At 61.9% G+C, this 15,672-nt stretch carries 21 protein-coding genes and 6 pseudogenes; 17 read left to right on the top strand and 10 right to left on the bottom strand.

The annotated features are described in order from the left end of the window. The 5 genes and pseudogenes from bamE to ACQY6T_RS04385 form a co-directional block, all read right to left on the bottom strand. Positions 1–163 (bottom strand): outer membrane protein assembly factor BamE (bamE, locus tag ACQY6T_RS04405; RefSeq protein ID WP_428628866.1); only part of this gene is annotated, 163 nt, incomplete at its 3' end. Between the two features lie 147 nt (positions 164–310). Next, complete coding sequence (locus ACQY6T_RS04400) at positions 311–436, bottom strand: hypothetical protein (protein ID WP_428628785.1); 126 nt, start codon at positions 434–436, stop codon at positions 311–313. Continuing rightward, on the bottom strand, positions 433–1,932 hold the full coding sequence (recN, locus tag ACQY6T_RS04395) for a DNA repair protein RecN (RefSeq protein ID WP_428628782.1): 1,500 nt from the start codon (positions 1,930–1,932) through the stop codon (positions 433–435). The genes ACQY6T_RS04400 and recN overlap by 4 nt, the downstream gene beginning before the upstream one ends. Positions 1,933–1,946: 14 nt before the next feature. After that, positions 1,947–2,327, bottom strand: a complete 381-nt coding sequence (locus tag ACQY6T_RS04390; protein WP_428628865.1) for a hypothetical protein — start codon at positions 2,325–2,327, stop codon at positions 1,947–1,949. Positions 2,328–2,439: 112 nt separating this feature from the next. Next, positions 2,440–2,727, bottom strand: a pseudogene (locus ACQY6T_RS04385) (NAD(+)/NADH kinase); the annotation flags it as partial. A gap of 518 nt (positions 2,728–3,245) precedes the next feature. Between ACQY6T_RS04385 and grpE the strand changes: the two are divergent. After that, a complete protein-coding gene (gene grpE / locus ACQY6T_RS04380) occupies positions 3,246–3,647 on the top strand; it encodes a nucleotide exchange factor GrpE (RefSeq protein ID WP_428628779.1) in 402 nt (133 codons plus the stop codon). Positions 3,648–3,794: 147 nt separating this feature from the next. On the opposite strand, the gene ACQY6T_RS04375 is transcribed toward grpE, so the two are convergent. The 5 genes and pseudogenes from ACQY6T_RS04375 to ACQY6T_RS04355 form a co-directional block, all read right to left on the bottom strand. Then, a complete protein-coding gene (locus ACQY6T_RS04375) occupies positions 3,795–3,872 on the bottom strand; it encodes a hypothetical protein (RefSeq protein WP_428628864.1) in 78 nt (25 codons plus the stop codon). Continuing rightward, a complete protein-coding gene (locus tag ACQY6T_RS04370) occupies positions 3,862–4,476 on the bottom strand; it encodes a CBS domain-containing protein (protein WP_428628777.1) in 615 nt (204 codons plus the stop codon). The genes ACQY6T_RS04375 and ACQY6T_RS04370 overlap by 11 nt, the downstream gene beginning before the upstream one ends. A 112-nt stretch (positions 4,477–4,588) precedes the next feature. Then, positions 4,589–4,893 (bottom strand): annotated as a pseudogene (locus ACQY6T_RS04365) (CNNM domain-containing protein). Continuing rightward, a complete protein-coding gene (locus tag ACQY6T_RS04360) occupies positions 4,856–5,047 on the bottom strand; it encodes a CNNM domain-containing protein (RefSeq protein WP_428628775.1) in 192 nt (63 codons plus the stop codon). Before ACQY6T_RS04360 ends, ACQY6T_RS04365 begins: the two are co-directional and overlap by 38 nt. Positions 5,048–5,066: 19 nt before the next feature. Beyond that, the gene (locus ACQY6T_RS04355; RefSeq protein ID WP_202175741.1) at positions 5,067–5,489 is read right to left on the bottom strand and encodes a cytochrome c biogenesis protein CcsA; all 423 of its coding nucleotides are present in this window, start codon (positions 5,487–5,489) and stop codon (positions 5,067–5,069) included. A 636-nt stretch (positions 5,490–6,125) separates the two neighbouring features. On the opposite strand from ACQY6T_RS04355, the gene ACQY6T_RS04350 reads away from it, so the two are divergent. From ACQY6T_RS04350 to ACQY6T_RS04275, 16 genes and pseudogenes are all read left to right on the top strand, one after another. Beyond that, the gene (locus ACQY6T_RS04350) at positions 6,126–6,989 is read left to right on the top strand and encodes a signal recognition particle protein (RefSeq protein WP_428628772.1); all 864 of its coding nucleotides are present in this window, start codon (positions 6,126–6,128) and stop codon (positions 6,987–6,989) included. Beyond that, on the top strand, positions 6,974–7,114 hold the full coding sequence (locus tag ACQY6T_RS04345; RefSeq protein WP_428628861.1) for a hypothetical protein: 141 nt from the start codon (positions 6,974–6,976) through the stop codon (positions 7,112–7,114). The genes ACQY6T_RS04350 and ACQY6T_RS04345 overlap by 16 nt, the downstream gene beginning before the upstream one ends. A gap of 8 nt (positions 7,115–7,122) precedes the next feature. After that, positions 7,123–7,191: pseudogene (locus ACQY6T_RS04340) on the top strand (hypothetical protein); the annotation flags it as partial. 62 nt (positions 7,192–7,253) lie between these two features. Further along, positions 7,254–7,370 (top strand): annotated as a pseudogene (locus ACQY6T_RS04335) (electron transfer flavoprotein subunit beta/FixA family protein); the annotation flags it as partial. Further along, positions 7,367–7,811, top strand: a pseudogene (locus tag ACQY6T_RS04330) (electron transfer flavoprotein subunit alpha/FixB family protein); the annotation flags it as partial. The pseudogenes ACQY6T_RS04335 and ACQY6T_RS04330, both read left to right, overlap by 4 nt. A 143-nt stretch (positions 7,812–7,954) precedes the next feature. Continuing rightward, entirely contained in the window at positions 7,955–8,176 is a 222-nt protein-coding gene (locus tag ACQY6T_RS04325) for an FAD-binding protein (RefSeq protein WP_428628858.1), read from the top strand. Then, positions 8,173–8,298: a hypothetical protein gene (locus tag ACQY6T_RS04320; RefSeq protein WP_428628867.1), complete on the top strand. Its 126-nt coding sequence runs from the start codon at positions 8,173–8,175 to the stop codon at positions 8,296–8,298. Before ACQY6T_RS04325 ends, ACQY6T_RS04320 begins: the two co-directional genes overlap by 4 nt. A 361-nt stretch (positions 8,299–8,659) precedes the next feature. Then, a complete protein-coding gene (locus ACQY6T_RS04315) occupies positions 8,660–9,019 on the top strand; it encodes a DUF389 domain-containing protein (RefSeq protein WP_428628769.1) in 360 nt (119 codons plus the stop codon). A gap of 284 nt (positions 9,020–9,303) precedes the next feature. After that, the gene (locus tag ACQY6T_RS04310) at positions 9,304–9,642 is read left to right on the top strand and encodes a hypothetical protein (protein WP_428628767.1); all 339 of its coding nucleotides are present in this window, start codon (positions 9,304–9,306) and stop codon (positions 9,640–9,642) included. A 149-nt stretch (positions 9,643–9,791) separates the two neighbouring features. Beyond that, positions 9,792–10,160: a hypothetical protein gene (locus ACQY6T_RS04305; RefSeq protein WP_428628764.1), complete on the top strand. Its 369-nt coding sequence runs from the start codon at positions 9,792–9,794 to the stop codon at positions 10,158–10,160. Positions 10,161–10,185: 25 nt separating this feature from the next. Further along, positions 10,186–10,785: pseudogene (locus ACQY6T_RS04300) on the top strand (cupin-like domain-containing protein); the annotation flags it as partial. A 66-nt stretch (positions 10,786–10,851) separates the two neighbouring features. Beyond that, complete coding sequence (locus tag ACQY6T_RS04295) at positions 10,852–11,502, top strand: hypothetical protein (RefSeq protein WP_428628762.1); 651 nt, start codon at positions 10,852–10,854, stop codon at positions 11,500–11,502. 114 nt (positions 11,503–11,616) lie between these two features. Then, positions 11,617–12,960 (top strand): phosphotransferase family protein, encoded by a 1,344-nt coding sequence (locus ACQY6T_RS04290; protein WP_428628759.1) that lies wholly within the window; start codon positions 11,617–11,619, stop codon positions 12,958–12,960. Beyond that, entirely contained in the window at positions 12,957–13,517 is a 561-nt protein-coding gene (locus tag ACQY6T_RS04285) for a glycine-rich domain-containing protein (protein ID WP_428628757.1), read from the top strand. Before ACQY6T_RS04290 ends, ACQY6T_RS04285 begins: the two co-directional genes overlap by 4 nt. A gap of 8 nt (positions 13,518–13,525) precedes the next feature. Beyond that, positions 13,526–14,353 (top strand): TIGR04222 domain-containing membrane protein, encoded by an 828-nt coding sequence (locus tag ACQY6T_RS04280; RefSeq protein ID WP_428628755.1) that lies wholly within the window; start codon positions 13,526–13,528, stop codon positions 14,351–14,353. A 25-nt stretch (positions 14,354–14,378) separates the two neighbouring features. Next, on the top strand, positions 14,379–15,668 hold the full coding sequence (locus tag ACQY6T_RS04275; protein ID WP_428628856.1) for an acyl-CoA dehydrogenase family protein: 1,290 nt from the start codon (positions 14,379–14,381) through the stop codon (positions 15,666–15,668). The last annotated feature ends 4 nt before the right edge of the window (positions 15,669–15,672 follow it).

Raw genomic sequence — 15,672 nt, 5'->3', positions numbered from 1 at the left:
CCTGCTGTTGCGTCATACCGACACGAATTTTTGCTACATCGTTTGGTGCCAGATAGTTACCCTGGTTGATGTCAGGACGGTAAACCACTCGTTCCAGAGTGGAACAGCCTGCGGTCAACATAAGAAGAACCGCTGCGGCAGCAGTCAGCGTTTTACAGCGCATAGTGATTTGATTCCTTTTTGGGCCCGAGCAGTACGTGGCTCATCTGTAATATGCCGATAATAATAGACCTTCGCGCCGTTGGAAACCTCCGGCTGCAGGTCAGCAGGCAATTTGCTGTTCACTATGACCCTGTGAAAATCAAAAAGTTTACGCCGCAAGCAACTCTTTCGCGTTCGCCAGGGTGTTGCGCGTGACTTCGCTGCCGCCCAGCAGACGGGCCAGCTCCTGCAAGCGAGCACGTTTATCCAGCGGCTGCATATGGGTTTCGGTCATCTCGCCATCGGTCTCTTTGCAGACAAAGAAATGATGGTGGCCGCAGCTGCGACCTGCGGCAGGTGGGTCACGCACATCACCTGCGTGGACTCGCCCAGCTGGCGCAGCAGCTTGCCGACCACGGCGGCGGTGGGGCCGCTGATGCCGACGTCCACTTCGTCGAAGATGAGCGCCGGGGTTTCCATTTTACGCGCGGTGATCACCTGAATCGCCAGCGCAATGCGCGACAGTTCGCCCCCGGAGGCCACTTTGGCGATTGGCTGCAGCGGCTGACCTGGGTTAGTGGTGACGCGGAACTCAATATGGTCGGCGCCGTCGGCGGTGAGATGGCGTTCATCGAACGCGACCTCAATCGCGAAGACCCCGTGCGGCATCGAAAGTGAGTGCATACTCTCAGTGATAAGCTGGGTCAGCTCGTCGGCGCTGGCCTGACGCAGGGCATGCAGCTGGCGCGCGGTCTCCAGCGCCAGCTGATGATGTTCGACCACCTGCTGGCTGAGGGATTCCAGCGAGCCGGCGCTGTCGTCCAGCAGGCGCTGCTCTTCCAGCATCGCCTGATAAACCGCCGGCAGCTCTTCCGGCATCACCTGATGTTTACGCGCCAGCGCGATTTGTCGGGAAATCCGTTGCTCAAGTTCAAACAGACGGTTCGGATCGAGATCCAGACGGTCATGGTAGTGGCGCAACTCGTCGCTGGCCTCGCTGAGCTGAATGGCCGCCTCTTCCAGCATATCCAGGACGCCGGAAAGCTTGCTGTCCATGCCACCAGCTCGCTGACCAGCTGCTTCGCGGTATAAAGCTGGCTCTGCAGATTGGCCTCTTCGCCGTCCGCCAGTACCGTAAAGGGCGTGCTGGCAGGTGCTGAGCAGCTGGCCGCTGTTGGCCAGGCGCTTGTACTCTTCGTCAATCTGCTCGAATTCTCCCGGCAGCGGGTTAAATTCGTTCAGCTCTTTAAGCTGATACTGCAGCAGATCGGCGCGGGCGGCGCGCTCCTGGCTCTGCTGCTGATGCTGGGCCAACTCGCGGCAGCTCTGGTGCCACTGGCGATAGTGCTCGGCCATACGCTGAGTAAGCGCATACTCACCGGTATAGCCGTCGAGCAGCGTTTTTTGGTGTTCGGGTTTGGTCAGCAGCTGGTGGGCATGCTGGCCGTGGATCTGGATCAGCAGCTGGCCCAGCTCGCGCAGCTGCGAGAGCGGGACGGCGGTGCCGTTGATGAAGCCGCGCGAGCGGCCGTCGGCGCTGATCACCCGGCGAAGTAAACACTCACGCCCGCTCTCCAGCTGATTCTCTTCCAGCCAGCGCTGGGCGGCAGGGGTATCTTTCAGCGCGAAGCGCGCGCACAGGTCGGCACGGGTGGCGCCGCGACGCACCATGTCGGCTTCCGCTCTGCCGCCGAGGCACAGCCCCAGCGCGTCGATGGCAATGGATTTCCCGGCGCCGGTTTCCCCGGTGATGGCGGTCATGCCGCTGTGGGAAATCAATTTCCAGTTCACGAACGATAGCAAAATTACTGATGGTGAGTTGCGCCAACATAGCTGCCTTCCTGTATGAAAACCAATACTGTGTTTTCGTACAGTATAGACTGGTTTTTATCCAGTAAAGAGGCAGCCGTGAAATCAGACAATTTTTTCGACCAGCCGAGCTTGGTGCTTAATGTATTGAAATAGCTGTAATCTTTAGGGTGAATCAGATTGAGGTGATAATCACAGCGGCGAATGAGGACATCTTCGCCATCCTGGATCGGCAGGGCAATCTGGCTGTCGCAGCTGATCTCCAGATCGCTGCAGCGGTGAGAGAAGCGTAGGCGGATGGTGCTGTCGCCGTTGATCACCAGCGGTCGCGCTGAAAGGGTGTGCGGGAACATCGGCACCAGGGTGATGGCGTCCAGCGACGGCGTAAGGATTGGGCCGCCAGCCGACAGCGAGTAGGCGGTGGAGCCGGTCGGAGTGGGAGATAATCAGGCCATCGGATCGCTGAGAGAACGCAAAGACTTCGTCGATATAGACTTCGAACTCAATCATATGCGCCACTTTGCCGGGGTGCAGCACCACTTCGTTGATGGCGGTGCTGATACGTTTCTGGCAATCCTGCTGACACACCTGGGCCTCCAGCAGAAAGCGTTTCTCGGCGATGTAGTGGCCTTCCAGCACGTCGGCGAGCTGCTGCAGGGCGTTGTCCGGGTCAAGGTCGGTGAGAAAGCCGAGGTTGCCGCGGTTAATGCCGATGACGTTAATGTCGTAACGGGCCAGGGTCCGCGCCGCGCCGAGCATATTGCCGTCGCCGCCCACCACCACCGCGAGATCGGCCTGTTGGCCAATCTCCGCCAGCGTGCCGGTTTCACGTTGCTGAGCTGAAGTTCATGGGCGATCTGCTGTTCAACCAGCACTTCATACCCTTTGCTGCACAGCCAGCGCCAGAGCATTTCATGTGTGGTCAGGGCGGTGGGGTGACGAGGATGTCCCACAATGCCGATACACTTGAAATGGTTCTTCATGATCTGGATGTCCTTGCGTTAAATGAAATAGTGACAATCTGTCCGCTTCCTTGAAACCCGGAAACTGATCCCCATAATAAGCGAAGTTAGCGAGATGAATGCGAAAAAAACGCGGAGAAATTCATGAGTAGTAAAGAACAGAAAACGCCTGAAGGCAAGCCCCGGAAGAAATTATCACGGAGCAGCACGACGACGTTGAGGCGGTAGAGCCTGAAGTTTTCGGCTGAGCAGGTGGATCCGCGCGATGAAAAAATTGCGAATCTGGAAGCCCAGCTGGCTGAAGCGCAGAAACGTGACGTGAAGTGATGCTGCGTGCCAAAGCTGACGAAGATAACCTGCGTCGTCGTACCGAGCAGGATATCGAGAAAAGCGCACAAATTCGCGCTGGAAAAATTCGTCAATGAACTGCTGCCGGTAATCGACAGCCTGGACCGCGCGCTGGAAGTGGCTGACAAGGCTAACCCGGAGCTGGCGCCGATGGTGGAGGGGATCGAACTGACCCTGAAATCTATGCTGGACGTGGTGCGTAAGTTCGGCGTGGAAGTGATCGCCGACACCAACGTTCCGCTGGATCCGAACGTCCACCAGGCCATTGCGATGGTCGAGTCTGAAGATGTGGCGGCGGGCAACGTGCTGGCCGTGATGCAGAAAGGTTATACCCTGAACGGCCGTACTATTCGCGCCGCGATGGTGACGGTAGCGAAAGCGAAATAACGCTTGCTGCTTGCTCAACGGCTGCCTGCGGGCGGCCGTTTTTTGTGTCATCGCTCCCGGCGCGAGATAAAAAAACGGCGGGCCGCAGCCCACCGTGATATTAATTCCTTCGCTAGCGCTACTCCGCGACGCTCTCGCGTAATGATTTCACCGCATCACTTTCACCTGTTTGATCATGTTGTCCTGCACGTCGAGGATATCTATATCGTACTGCTCAATGCGCACGCGGGTGCCCGGGACCGGGATCTCTTCCAGCGCTTCGAGGATATACCGTTGACGGTGCGTGCTTCATCTTCCGGCAGGTGCCAGTTAAACGCTTTGTTGATTTCGCGAACGTTGGCGCTGCGTCGATAATCACCGTGCCGTCGTTAAGCGGGGTCACTTCCTCCGCCAGGGTGGGTGACATGGAGGTGGTGAAGTCGCCGACAATCTCTTCAAGAATATCTTCGACGGTGACCAGCCCCTGAATATCGCCGTATTCATCGACCACCAGACCGACTTTCTTTTTATTGCGCTGAAATTTCACCAGCTGGGTGCTGAGCGGCGTGCCTTCCGGCACAAAGTAGATCTCATCTGCCGCCCGCAGCATGATCTCTTTTGTGAACTCTTTCTTCTCCGTCATCAGACGGTAGGCTTCGCGAACGCGCAGCATGCTGATGGCATCGTCCAGCGAATCGCGGTAGAGCACGATGCGGCCATGCGGGGAGTGGGTCAGCTGGCGGACGATAGATTTCCAGTCATCATTGATATCGATGCCGACAATCTCATTGCGCGGCACCATGATGTCGTTAACGCTGACCTTCTCCAGGTCCAGCACCGACAGCAGCATATCCTGATTGCGTCGTGAGATTTGTGAACGGATTCATTCACAATCGTGCGCAGTTCATCTTTGCTCAGGGCGCTGCTGATGACGGTATCGGTGCGGATGCCCATCATGCGCATCAGTATGCGGGTGATGTATTCAGCAGCCACACCAGCGGCATCATCAGCACCTGCAGGGGCGCCAACAGGAAGCTGCTGGGGTAGGCGACCTTTTCCGGATAGAGGGCGGCGATGGTCTTCGGCAGCACTTCGGCAAATACCAGCACCACAAGGTAAGTACGCCGGTGGCGATCGCGACGCCGGCGTCGCCGTACAGGCGCATGCCGACGATGGTGCCCAGCGCCGAGGCGAGAATGTTGACAAGGTTATTGCCGATCAGCACAAGGCTAATCAGGCGGTCCGGCTTGCGCAGCAGCTTCTCCACGCGCTTTGGCGGGGCGGTTGCCTTGTTTCGCCATGTGGCGCAACCGGTAGCGGTTCAGCGTCATCATGCCGGTTTCGGAACCGGAGAAATAGGCAGAGATAATCACCATGACGATCAGCGTTATGATCAGCGTGGTGGTGGAGATATGTTCCACGTAGGATTCCTTAAAAGACTTAGCTCACGAACTGCTGCAGCACGCGGCTACCAAAATAGGCCAGCGTCAGCAGACCGGCGCCAGCGACGCTGAACCAGACCACACGACGTCCGCGCCACCCTTCATGATAGTGCCCCCACAGCAGGACGATATAGACGAACCACGCAATAATCGACAGCACCGCTTTATCGATATTTTCGCTGCTGAACAGATTGTGCATGTAGAACAGGCCGCTGCACAGCGTCAGGGTCAGCAGCACCACGCCGACCTGGGTGATGTGGAACATTTTGCGCTCAATGCTCATCAGCGGCGGCATTTCGCTGCTGAAGGCCAGCTTTTTATTCTTGAGCTGGTAGTCGATCCACGCCAGCTGCAGCGCATACAGCGCGGCAATGATCAGCGTGGCGTACGAGAAGAGCGACAGGCCGATATGCACCAGCATCCCTGGGGTGGTTTCCAGGTGAGTGATATATTCGTTAGGCCACGAATGTGGCGAAGGCCAGGTTGATCAGCGCGAAGGCATAGACGATAGGCAGCAGCAGCCAGCCGCGATTGCGCGAGGCCACGATAGTCATCACCGTACAGATCATCAGGCTGACCAGCGGACCCGACGTTCAGTAAGCTGAGATTTTGCCCGCTCTCGCCGCCGGGGAATATCCGTGCTTCCAGCGCAAAAGCATGGCAGATCAAGGCGATAGTCGCAGATAAAATCGCCATTCGCCGCCAGCTGCTGTTTTTTTGCAGCAAGCCGGGATAATCAGCGCGAGGCTGACGGAGTAGGCGACAAGGGCGAGTAGAGCAAAAACAGGCATAGGTGTCGGCTGTTGGCTAAATAAGAAGAGAAGCAGTATAACGTTAGCAGGCCTCTGCTCCAACCGTTGCAGCACATTCAGATTGATGTCGTGTTATACTCCGCCACATTCGTTTTGTGTGTCGCTGCGGCGACCGACCGTTTCCACCTCAGGCGAGAGACAATGTTTGATAATTTAACCGATCGTTTGTCGCGTACGCTGCGCAACATTAGCGGCCGCGGACGCCTTACAGAAGACAATATTAAAGACACCTGCGCGAAGTGCGTATGGCGCTGCTGGAAGCGGACGTTGCGCTTCCGGTGGTCCGTGATTTCATCAGCCGCGTCAAAGAGAGCGCGGTCGGCCATGAAGTCAATAAAAGCCTGACCCCGGGTCAGGAGTTCGTCAAAATCGTCCGCAACGAGCTGGTGGCGGCGATGGGCGAAGAGAACCAGACGCTCGATCTGGCCGCGCAGCCGCCGGCCGTGGTGCTGATGGCGGGCCTGCAAGGTGCCGGTAAAACCACCAGCGTCGGTAAGCTGGGGAAATTCCTGCGCGAGAAGCACAAGAAGAAAGTGCTGGTCGTTTCCGCGGACGTTTACCGCCCGGCGGCGATCAAACAGCTGGAAACCCTGGCCGAGCAGGTCGGCGTCGATTTCTTCCCGTCTGACGTCGGGCAGAAGCCGGTTGATATCGTCAACGCGGCGCTGAAAGAAGCGAAACTCAAATTCTACGACGTGCTGCTGGTGGATACCGCCGGTCGTCTGCACGTTGACGAAGCGATGATGGACGAAATCAAGCACGTCCATGCCGCCATTAACCCGGTTGAAACCCTGTTCGTCGTCGATGCGATGACCGGTCAGGATGCGGCGAATACCGCGAAGGCCTTTAACGAAGCGCTGCCGCTGACCGGCGTGGTGCTGACCAAAGTGGACGGCGACGCCCGCGGCGGCGCGGCGCTGTCGATTCGCCATATTACCGGCAAGCCGATTAAATTCCTCGGCGTCGGCGAGAAAACCGAAGCGCTGGAGCCGTTCCATCCGGACCGCGTCGCTTCCCGTATCCTCGGCATGGGCGACGTGCTGTCGCTGATCGAAGATATCGAGAGCAAGGTGACCGCGCGCAGGCCGAGAAGCTGGCCTCCAAGCTGAAGAAAGGTGACGGTTTCGACCTCACCGACTTCCTTGAGCAGCTGCGCCAGATGAAAAACATGGGCGGCATGGCCAGCCTGATGGGCAAGCTGCCGGGCATGGGGGCAGATTCCCGGACAACGTGAAAGCGCAGATGGACGACAAAGTGCTGGTGCGTATGGAAGCGATCATCAACTCGATGACCCTGAAAGAGCGCGCTAAGCCGGAAATCATCAAAGGTTCGCGTAAGCGCCGTATCGCCGCCGGCTGCGGCATGCAGGTACCGCGCCGCGGGTCAAGGTGGTCAAGGTTTCGGAACCGCCGGTCCGCTCGGCCGGCGTCAAGGTTGCCGATGTCGATGAACTGGTTGCCAAGTTGAAAGCCATGGGAGTGCACTCATGAAAACGCTCGTTTGGGTCGAACATGACGGCAAGGCCGTCAAGGACGCCACGCTGGCGGTGGTCACCGCCGCATCGAAGCTCGGCGAAGTCCATCTGCTCGTCGCCGGTAGCGGGGTCGATGCGGTTGCCAAGGAAGCCGCACAGATCGCTGGCGTCGGCAAGGTGCATGTCGCCGACAACGCCGCCTTCGGTCACAATCTGCCCGAAAATATTGCGCCGCTCGTCGCCGAACTGATGAGCAGCCACGACGCGTTTCTCGCGCCTGCGACGACCACCGGCAAGAATAATCGCGCCGCGCGTTGCTGCGCTGCTCGACGTGATGCAGATCAGCGAGATCCTCTCGGTTGAGGGCGACAAGACCTTCACCCGCCCGATCTACGCCGGCAACGCGATCGCGACTGTCGAGAGCAGCGACGCGAAGCTGGTCCTGACCGTGCGCGGCACAGCGTTCGACAAGGCCGCGACCAGCGGTGGATCGGGCACCATAGAAGCCGTCTCGGCTGGCGGCGACGCCGGCACTTCGAGCTTCGTCGGCGCCGAATCGCCAAGTCGGAGCGTCCCGAACTCACCTCGGCCAAGATCATCGTGTCGGGTGGCCGCGCGCTGGGCTCGTCGGAGAAATATGAAGAAGTCATCGTGCCGCTCGCCGACAAGCTCGGCGCTGCGCTCGGTGCTTCGCGTGCTGCGGTCGATGCGGGTTATGTTCCCAACGACTATCAGGTTCGGCCAGACCGGCAAGATCGTCGCGCCGCAGGTCTATTTCGCCATCGGCAATCTCGGGCGCGATCCAGCATCTCGCCGGGATGAAGGACAGCAAGACGATCGTTGCGATCAACAAGGACGAAGACGCCCCGATCTTCCAGGTCGCCGACTTCGGCCTCGTCGCCGATCTGTTCAACGCCGTTCCCGAACTCACCGGCAAAATCTAAACGGCCGCGCCGGTGGCTGGCGACCATCCCGGAGTCCCCGGACTTGGCGACGCCCCGTTCAATGCGGGGGGACGCCGGTCCGCGCGACCCGGGGCCGGCCGCGAAACCCGCGATGACGATGATGACGCGGCCGAGGAGGAAGTCCACGGCCGCGCCCTGACGCTGGCCAGCGTCGCGCGCGATGCGCGGCTCAATCAGAAATTCCTGTTGCTGATTACGCTTTCGGCGGCGATCGCGACCCTGGGCCTGCTGCAAGGCTCGACCGCAGTGGTGATCGGTGCGATGCTCGTATCACCGTTGCTCGGCCCGATCATGGGCATCGGCTTTGGCCTTGCGACATTGGGAAAGCGCGCTGATCACAATGGCCGCCGGTATGGCGGTCGCGATCCTTGTCGCGATGCTGATCATCTGGCTGTCGCCGATCAAGGACGTCACCCCGGAAATTCGCGCGCGCACCCAGCCGACCTTGCTCGACCTCGGCGTCGCAGTCGTCGGCGGCATCGCCGGCGTCTATGCGATCATGCGCAAGCTGTCGGGGGTGATGGTTGGCGTCGCGATTGCGACCGCGCTGGTCCCGCCGCTCTCAACGATCGGCTTCGGCCTCGCAACGGGGCGCTTCGATTTCGCCGTTGGCGCGGCGCTGTTGTTCCTGACCAACACGCTGGCGATCGCCTTGCGGCAACAATCGTCGCGCGGCTCAATAAATTCGGTCCATCGCTGACACCGCAGCACACCGCGATGCAGGTCGTCGGCATCGTAGCGACCGCTCGGCATTCTATCGATCCCGTTGGCGCTGACGCTCAATAATCTGGCGGGCGAGGTTAGCGCGCGGTCGGCGGTGCAGACCGAACTGCGCAAATTGCTCGGCGAAAGCGACCGCGTCGATAGCCTGAATGTGCGGATCGAGGGCCGACCGCGTCGCCGTCGATGGCGTCGTCCTGGTCGATCGTTATGCGGGGCAGCTTAACCAGCAGCTGGCGAACACGGTCCGCGACCAACTTCGCCGTGACGTTTCGCGTCAGCATCGTGCAGCTGCGCCAGCAAACCAACGCCGCAGTCGAGGTCGAGGAGCAGCTCAACCGCCGCCTCGCCACACTGGAACAGCGCGACGCCGACAGCCGCAACATCCTCGCCAACCTGACCGTCGGCGAGCTGGTGTCGCGCGATCGCGTCCTGATCGACGCGCAGGCGCGCCGCGTCGTGGTGCAGCGCGACCGCGAGGCCGAGGGTGAACAGGTGGCGGCGGCGGTCGACCGGATCATGGCATCGGTGGCAGGCCGATTATGCGCAATGGCTGATCCAGAATGGCGCGCTGACTGCGGCATCCCCCGCCGAGGAGCCTGATACAGCGGCTGCCGCTCCCGCGCCGTGATTCATGCTGGATTACGGGAATTTCCATCATGCCGGTCCTGACAAGCATCTACTTGTCACAATCCTGTCCTTGAGCGGGAACGCCTCTTTCCGCTAATCGCGAATCGGCCAAGGAGAATATGATGGCTCACTCCGACAAACGCGTCTTGCTGGCCGAAGGGCTGGCGGCGGGCGATGACGACACCGCGCTGCACGCTCGGCTGGTCAATGGGGGGGTATCGGCGGCGTCGGCGAAATACGAGATCGACCGGCTTGGCAAGGACCCGATGGCAGCGGTGCTACGGCGGCAAGCGGCACGGATGACGAAGCAGCGCTGGCTGTTCGCCATTCAGCAACGCTTGACGATCGAGGCCGAGGGTGGATTTGCACTCGATACGCTCCCCGCGCCCAAGGTCGATCATTTCTACCGACATTATTATGAGGCCAATCGGCCCGCCAAGCTGACCGGTATCGTGGGATCATTGGGCGGCACTCAAATGTTGGTCACTTGATCATTTCGCCACCGTTGCTGGAGATGCCGTGGTCGAGGCACAGGTCGAGCGGACGCGCGATCCCGATTACGAAATTGCCAAGGAAGAGCATCGCCGCCTCGTCCGTTTCGCCGAACTGATCGACTGGCTCCGCAAGGGCGAGGCGAGCAATGACATCTATCTCACCGCATACAACAGCGGCACGAACGCGGAGGCGCTGGGGATGCTGTGGGACGATTTGGCGCCGATTGAGCTGCTCGACACAACGCCGACGCGCGGCGGTTTTTTCTGGCTGGGACCAAGGGGGACGCTGACCCCGTGGCACCATGATCTGACCAACAATCTGCTCGTCCAGGTGATGGGGCGCAAGCGAGTGCGAATGGCGCCGCCCTGGGCGTCCGATCGAATGAAAAACAGCCGTCATTGCTTCTCGGATTGGGGCAATGCGGCGCTGCCCGCCGGACCAGGCACCGCCGACACCCCGCCGGTGCTCGAAACGATCATTGACCCCGGCGAAGCGATCTTCCTGCCGGTCGGCTGGTGGCATCAGGTCGAAGCGCTCGACCTGTCGGCAAGCATGAGTTTTACCAGTTTTCGTCGGCCAAATGTGCATGTCGAGGATTATGCATCCTATGGCGCGATGTGATCGGGCGGCGGGTCATGCGGTTGGTCGATTAGCCGGATCGTAAGCTCTGTTCGCGATAGAGCATTGATGGCCCTGATCAGCGACTATCAGCAACGCCAGATGCGCGATACCGAACTGCGGCGTTTTGACCGCTGGTTCGTCGATACCGCGATGGGTCCAGCCTATCGCGGCCGCGATGGACGCGCGCGGGGGGTAAAGCCCGACGAGATCGCGCGCTGGCGAGATGAGGTCGAGGCGCATGTCGATGCAATGATCGCGGCGATCCCGGCGCAGGCGACGTGGGCGATCGGCGCGCTGCTGACCATCGTGTTCGGAGGTGGCTGGCTGCTCGACCAGCTGGCGATCGCGCCGCGATACCATGCGCCCGCGATCGGGCTGGGGGTGTTCATCGTCGAGGTCGGCATGATCGGCATCGAAATCTGGGATTATGTCGCGGGCTGGCGCACGCGCCGCGACGGCATCGAGGCGGCGGTCGCCGCGCGCGCGCCGCTGCCGATCGACCCCGCGCGGCTGGGCAGCGGGCACAACTGGTTCCAGACGGCGTCGATCGCGGTGGTGGCACCGGTCATTCTGCTCGCCTTCGCCTCGCACGTCGACGAGCGCCTGATCGAACGGATCGATTGGTGGGGCTGGATCCTGTTGATTGGCCCGCTCGCGTGGGCGCTGCATTTCGCTGGCAAATGGTACGACCGGCGCATCGGGAGCTTGCGGCGCTAGAGGCATTGCGGTGATACACCGTTGCGCTGGATCGCGTCCCTGTTGGTGTAGCGCTCCCGCGCGGCAGACAAATGTTCACTTGCCGTTTACGTAAACTGCAATCATCATCGCCCGATGATTGATCTGAGTCACGCCCTGTCCGGCTTCATGACCCGCATTTTCGGCCCTGGCGAATTGTCGGGGCTGGTCCGTCTGTCGGGCGGGGCCAATATGGAAAGCTGGGCGTTCGATTGGGCTGGCCCCAAAGGATCGGCCGCTTATGTGCTGCGCCGCGCGCCGTCGGCGGATTATATGGCGGGGCGACCCTATGGCCATGCCGACGAGGCGGCGCTGGTGATCGCGGCGCATGGCGCGGGGGTAAAGGCGCCCGAGGTTGTCGGGGTGCTGGCCGACAGCGACGGCATGGGCACCGGCTATGTGATGCGGCGGGTGATCGCCGAGGTGAACCCGGCAAAGATATTGGCCGACCCGCCGCCCTCGCTGATCGCCGATCTGGGGCGCGAGCTGGCGCGCATCCACGCCATTCCGGCGGAGGCCATTCCCGCCGCGATCCCGCTGATGGATCCCGCCACCGCGCTTGCCGAGCTGAAGGCGCGCTTTCTGGACTATGGCGGCGACCGGCCGGTGATCGCGCTGGCGATCAAATGGTGCGAGGACCATCTGCCGGCGCCTGCCGAGCCCGTGCTCGTCCATGGCGATTACCGGATGGGCAATATCATGGTCGATGGGGGTGGGCTCGCCGTCGTGCTCGACTGGGAACTGGCGCACCGCGGCGACGCGCATGAGGATCTGGCGTTCGGGTGCATGACGGTGTGGCGGTTCGGTCGGATCGATCAACCGGCGTTCGGGGTCGGTAGCCTCGATGACTATTTCGCGGCCTATGAAGCTGCGGGCGGCGTGCAGGTCGATCGCGACCGCTTTCATTTCTGGCTCGTCTATCGCACCCTGTGGTGGGCGCTCGGTTGTTTGCAGATGGGGCAGGCGTGGCGCAGCGGCGCCGACCCGACCGTCGAGCGCGTGGTCGTCGGTCGCCGCACCGCCGAGCAGGAACTCGACCTGCTGCTGTTGCTCGGGGCCGAAGCGCCCGAAATAGAGCGCGCGGCGGCGCTGCCGCCATCACAGCGGGCGCTGGCCGATCCGACGGGTGAACCGACCAACCGCGAGATGGTGCAGGCGGTGCGCGACTGGCTGGGCGATGCGATCAAGCCGCTGGCCGAGGGTCACGGCAAGTTCGAGGTCGCGGTCGCGATGAACGCGCTCGGGATCGTCATGCGCGACCTTGATGCTGCCGTGCGCGCCGAGGACAAGGCGCTGGCCGGTGCGGTGCTGAGTGGCAAGGCGACGCTCGCCGAACCCGGCCTGCTTGCGAAACTGCGCCGCGCGGTGCTCGATAAATGCGCGGTCGACAGCCCCAAATATGTCGCGCTTGCCCGCGCCCGCACGCTCTGGGGCGGATGACCGCTGCCGACCAGCCCTTGTGGGAAGCGCTATCGGACTATCGCGTCGGGCCCGACGACGCGCCCTTTTCGTTCGAGGCGCGGCTGGCACGCGAAAATCGCTGGGGTGCCGAACAGGCCGCGCGCGTCATGCACGAATATCGCCGCTTCCTGTTTCTCGCCATAGTCGCGGGGCATCCCGTCACGCCCTCCGACGCGGTCGATCAGGCGTGGCATCTCCACCTGACCTACAGCCGCGATTATTGGGACCGCCTTTGCGGCAAGGTGTTGGGGCAGCCTTTTCACCATGGGCCGACCGCGGGCGGCGATCAGGAACTGCATCGATATTTCGCGCAATATGCGGATACGTTGGCAAGCTACGAACGCTGGTTCGGCGCGCCGCCGCCGGCAGACATCTGGCCGTCGGCGCATCGGCGCCTGCTCGTCGATCCGCGCGCGGTGCGCGTTGGGCTGGCCGATCATATCGTCGTCTCGAAACATGCGCTGCGCCTTGGCGCGCTCGCGACAGCTGTGATAGCTTTGACGCTGGCCGGGCTGTGGCTGGGCATCGGACGGTAGGAGAGGCTATGGGTAACCCGCTCAACTGGAACGGTCCGGCGTTCCTTTTCCTTTATGGGGGTTTGTTCGTCGCCGCGCTGATCCTGGCGGCGATCATCGGCGCGCGCGTGAGGCCCGAGGGACGCGGCGGCGCGATGACTGACGAGGACGGGCTCGCGTTCCTGGCCGGGGCGGGACCGCGGATGGTCGAGGCCGCGGTGGCGCGGTTGCTCGCCGCGGGCGCGCTAGTGGTGCAGGACGGCAAGCGCTTCGTGCGCGGCGGCGGCGCGGGCGGCAACAGCCCGCTCGACCGCGCGCTGCTCGCGGCGGCGATGCCGGCCGATTGGGCTGCGTTAGAGAAGGCGACAAAGCCGCACGTCGGCCCCGTCGAACGGCGGCTGATCGCGGGCGGTCTGTTCCTTGATCGGAGCGAAGCGCGGCGGATCGGCCTGCTCGCTGCGCTACCCCTGATGGCACTGTTTGGGCTGGGTGCGGCGAAACTGATGGTCGGGCTGTCGCGCGACAAACCGGTTGGCTTCCTCGCCGCATTCCTGATTGTCACGCTGATCGCGATCCTGATCCGCGTCTTTGCGGTCGACCGCCGGACCCAGCGCGGGACTCTAGCGCTGGCCGAGGCGCGGGTGCGCTACGAACGGCTGCGGCGTGCGCCGACGACCGCTGAAACGGGAACCGCCGTTGCCTTGTTCGGCACCGTCGTGCTTGCGGGGTCGGCGTTCGCGATGCTCCACCAGATGCGCGCGCAAAGCGACGGCGGCTCGTCGGGCGGCGACAGCAGCGGGGGCGGCGATGGCGGTGGCTGCGGAGGCGGCGGTGGCTGTGGCGGTTGCGGCGGATAGAAAAGAACAAGATGGAGAGTGAATGATGGATTTTGCGATGCCCGCCGATTTGCAGGCGTATCTGGACGAACTCGATGCCTTCATCGCGGCCGAGATCAAGCCGCTGGAGGACGCCGACGACAATATCCGTTTCTTTGACCATCGCCGCGAACATGCGCGCACCGACTGGGACAATCAGGGGCTGCCGCGCCACGATTGGGAGCAGTTGCTGCGCGCTGCAACGCGCAAGGCCGATGCCGCGGGCCATTGGCGGTTCTCGGCGCCTAAGAAATATGGCGGCAAGGATGGGTCGAACCTGTGGATGGCCGTCATCCGCGAGCATTTCGCCGCCAAGGGGCTGGGACTCCACAATGATTTGCAAAACGAGCATAGCATCGTCGGCAATTTCCCCTTCGTGGAGATGTTCGAGCAGTTCGCGACAAGCGACGAGCAGAAGGCGGAGTTCATCCTCGGCGGATTCGAGGGCAAGCGCCGCACCGCCTTCGGCCTGACCGAACCCGACCATGGCAGCGACGCCACTCATATGGAGACGCGCGGGGTGCGCGAGACGCGCGATGGGGTCGACGGCTGGCGGATCGACGGGCGCAAGATGTGGATCACCGGCATGCATGTCGCAACCCACTGCGCGACCTTTTGCCGCACCGACGGCAAGGATGGCGACGCAAAAGGGATTACCTGTTTGCTCGTCCCCACTGGCACGCCCGGCATGACGGTCGACGAATATATGTGGACGTTCAACATGCCGACCGACCATCCGCGCATGACCTTTACCGATGTCTGGGTACCCGACAGCGCGCGGCTTGGCCCGGTCGGCGGCGGGCTGTCGATCGCGCAGAGCTTCGTCCACCAGAACCGCATCCGGCAGGCGGCTTCATCGCTGGGCGCCGCGGTCTTCTGCATCGAGGAAAGCGTGAAATATGCGCGGACACGCAAGCCGTTCGGCGAGGCGCTCGCACGCAATCAGGCGATCCAGTTCCCACTCGTCGAGCTGGCGACGCAGGCCGAAATGCTGCGGCTGCTGATCCGCAAGACCGCGTGGGACATGGACAACACCCCGCACAAGGACATCGAACACACACTTTCCGACAAGGTGAGCATGTGCAATTACTGGGCGAACCGGCTGTGCTGCGAAGCCGCCGACCGCGCGATGCAGGTCCATGGCGGCATCGGCTATTCGCGCCACAAGCCCTTCGAACATATCTATCGCCACCACCGCCGCTACCGGATCACCGAGGGCGCGGAGGAGATCCAGATGCGGAAAGTGGGGGCGTATCTGTTTGGGTATCTGGGGCCGAAGAGGGGGACGCTGGGATAGCGCC

This window comes from Sphingopyxis sp., assembly GCF_965279725.1.
Classification (GTDB): domain Bacteria; phylum Pseudomonadota; class Alphaproteobacteria; order Sphingomonadales; family Sphingomonadaceae; genus Sphingopyxis.
The sequence above is the reverse complement of the archived record's forward strand: the minus strand, read 5'-3'. Positions and strand labels throughout refer to the sequence as shown.

Excerpts from the sequence above, each read along its gene's own strand:
- ACQY6T_RS04305 (WP_428628764.1), top strand. The coding sequence starts at position 9,792 with ATGGCTCACTCCGACAAACGCGTCTTGCTGGCCGAAGGGCTGGCGGCG.
- ACQY6T_RS04370 (WP_428628777.1), bottom strand. The coding sequence starts at position 4,476 with ATGCTGCTGTCGGTGCTGGACCTGGAGAAGGTCAGCGTTAACGACATC.
- ACQY6T_RS04285 (WP_428628757.1), top strand. The coding sequence starts at position 12,957 with ATGACCGCTGCCGACCAGCCCTTGTGGGAAGCGCTATCGGACTATCGC.
- ACQY6T_RS04275 (WP_428628856.1), top strand. The coding sequence starts at position 14,379 with ATGGATTTTGCGATGCCCGCCGATTTGCAGGCGTATCTGGACGAACTC.
- ACQY6T_RS04355 (WP_202175741.1), bottom strand. The coding sequence starts at position 5,489 with ATGCTGGTGCATATCGGCCTGTCGCTCTTCTCGTACGCCACGCTGATC.
- ACQY6T_RS04350 (WP_428628772.1), top strand. The coding sequence starts at position 6,126 with ATGGCGCTGCTGGAAGCGGACGTTGCGCTTCCGGTGGTCCGTGATTTC.
- ACQY6T_RS04400 (WP_428628785.1), bottom strand. The coding sequence starts at position 436 with ATGACCGAAACCCATATGCAGCCGCTGGATAAACGTGCTCGCTTGCAG.
- ACQY6T_RS04320 (WP_428628867.1), top strand. The coding sequence starts at position 8,173 with ATGAAGGACAGCAAGACGATCGTTGCGATCAACAAGGACGAAGACGCC.
- ACQY6T_RS04290 (WP_428628759.1), top strand. The coding sequence starts at position 11,617 with ATGATTGATCTGAGTCACGCCCTGTCCGGCTTCATGACCCGCATTTTC.
- ACQY6T_RS04295 (WP_428628762.1), top strand. The coding sequence starts at position 10,852 with ATGGCCCTGATCAGCGACTATCAGCAACGCCAGATGCGCGATACCGAA.
- ACQY6T_RS04280 (WP_428628755.1), top strand. The coding sequence starts at position 13,526 with ATGGGTAACCCGCTCAACTGGAACGGTCCGGCGTTCCTTTTCCTTTAT.
- ACQY6T_RS04315 (WP_428628769.1), top strand. The coding sequence starts at position 8,660 with ATGGCCGCCGGTATGGCGGTCGCGATCCTTGTCGCGATGCTGATCATC.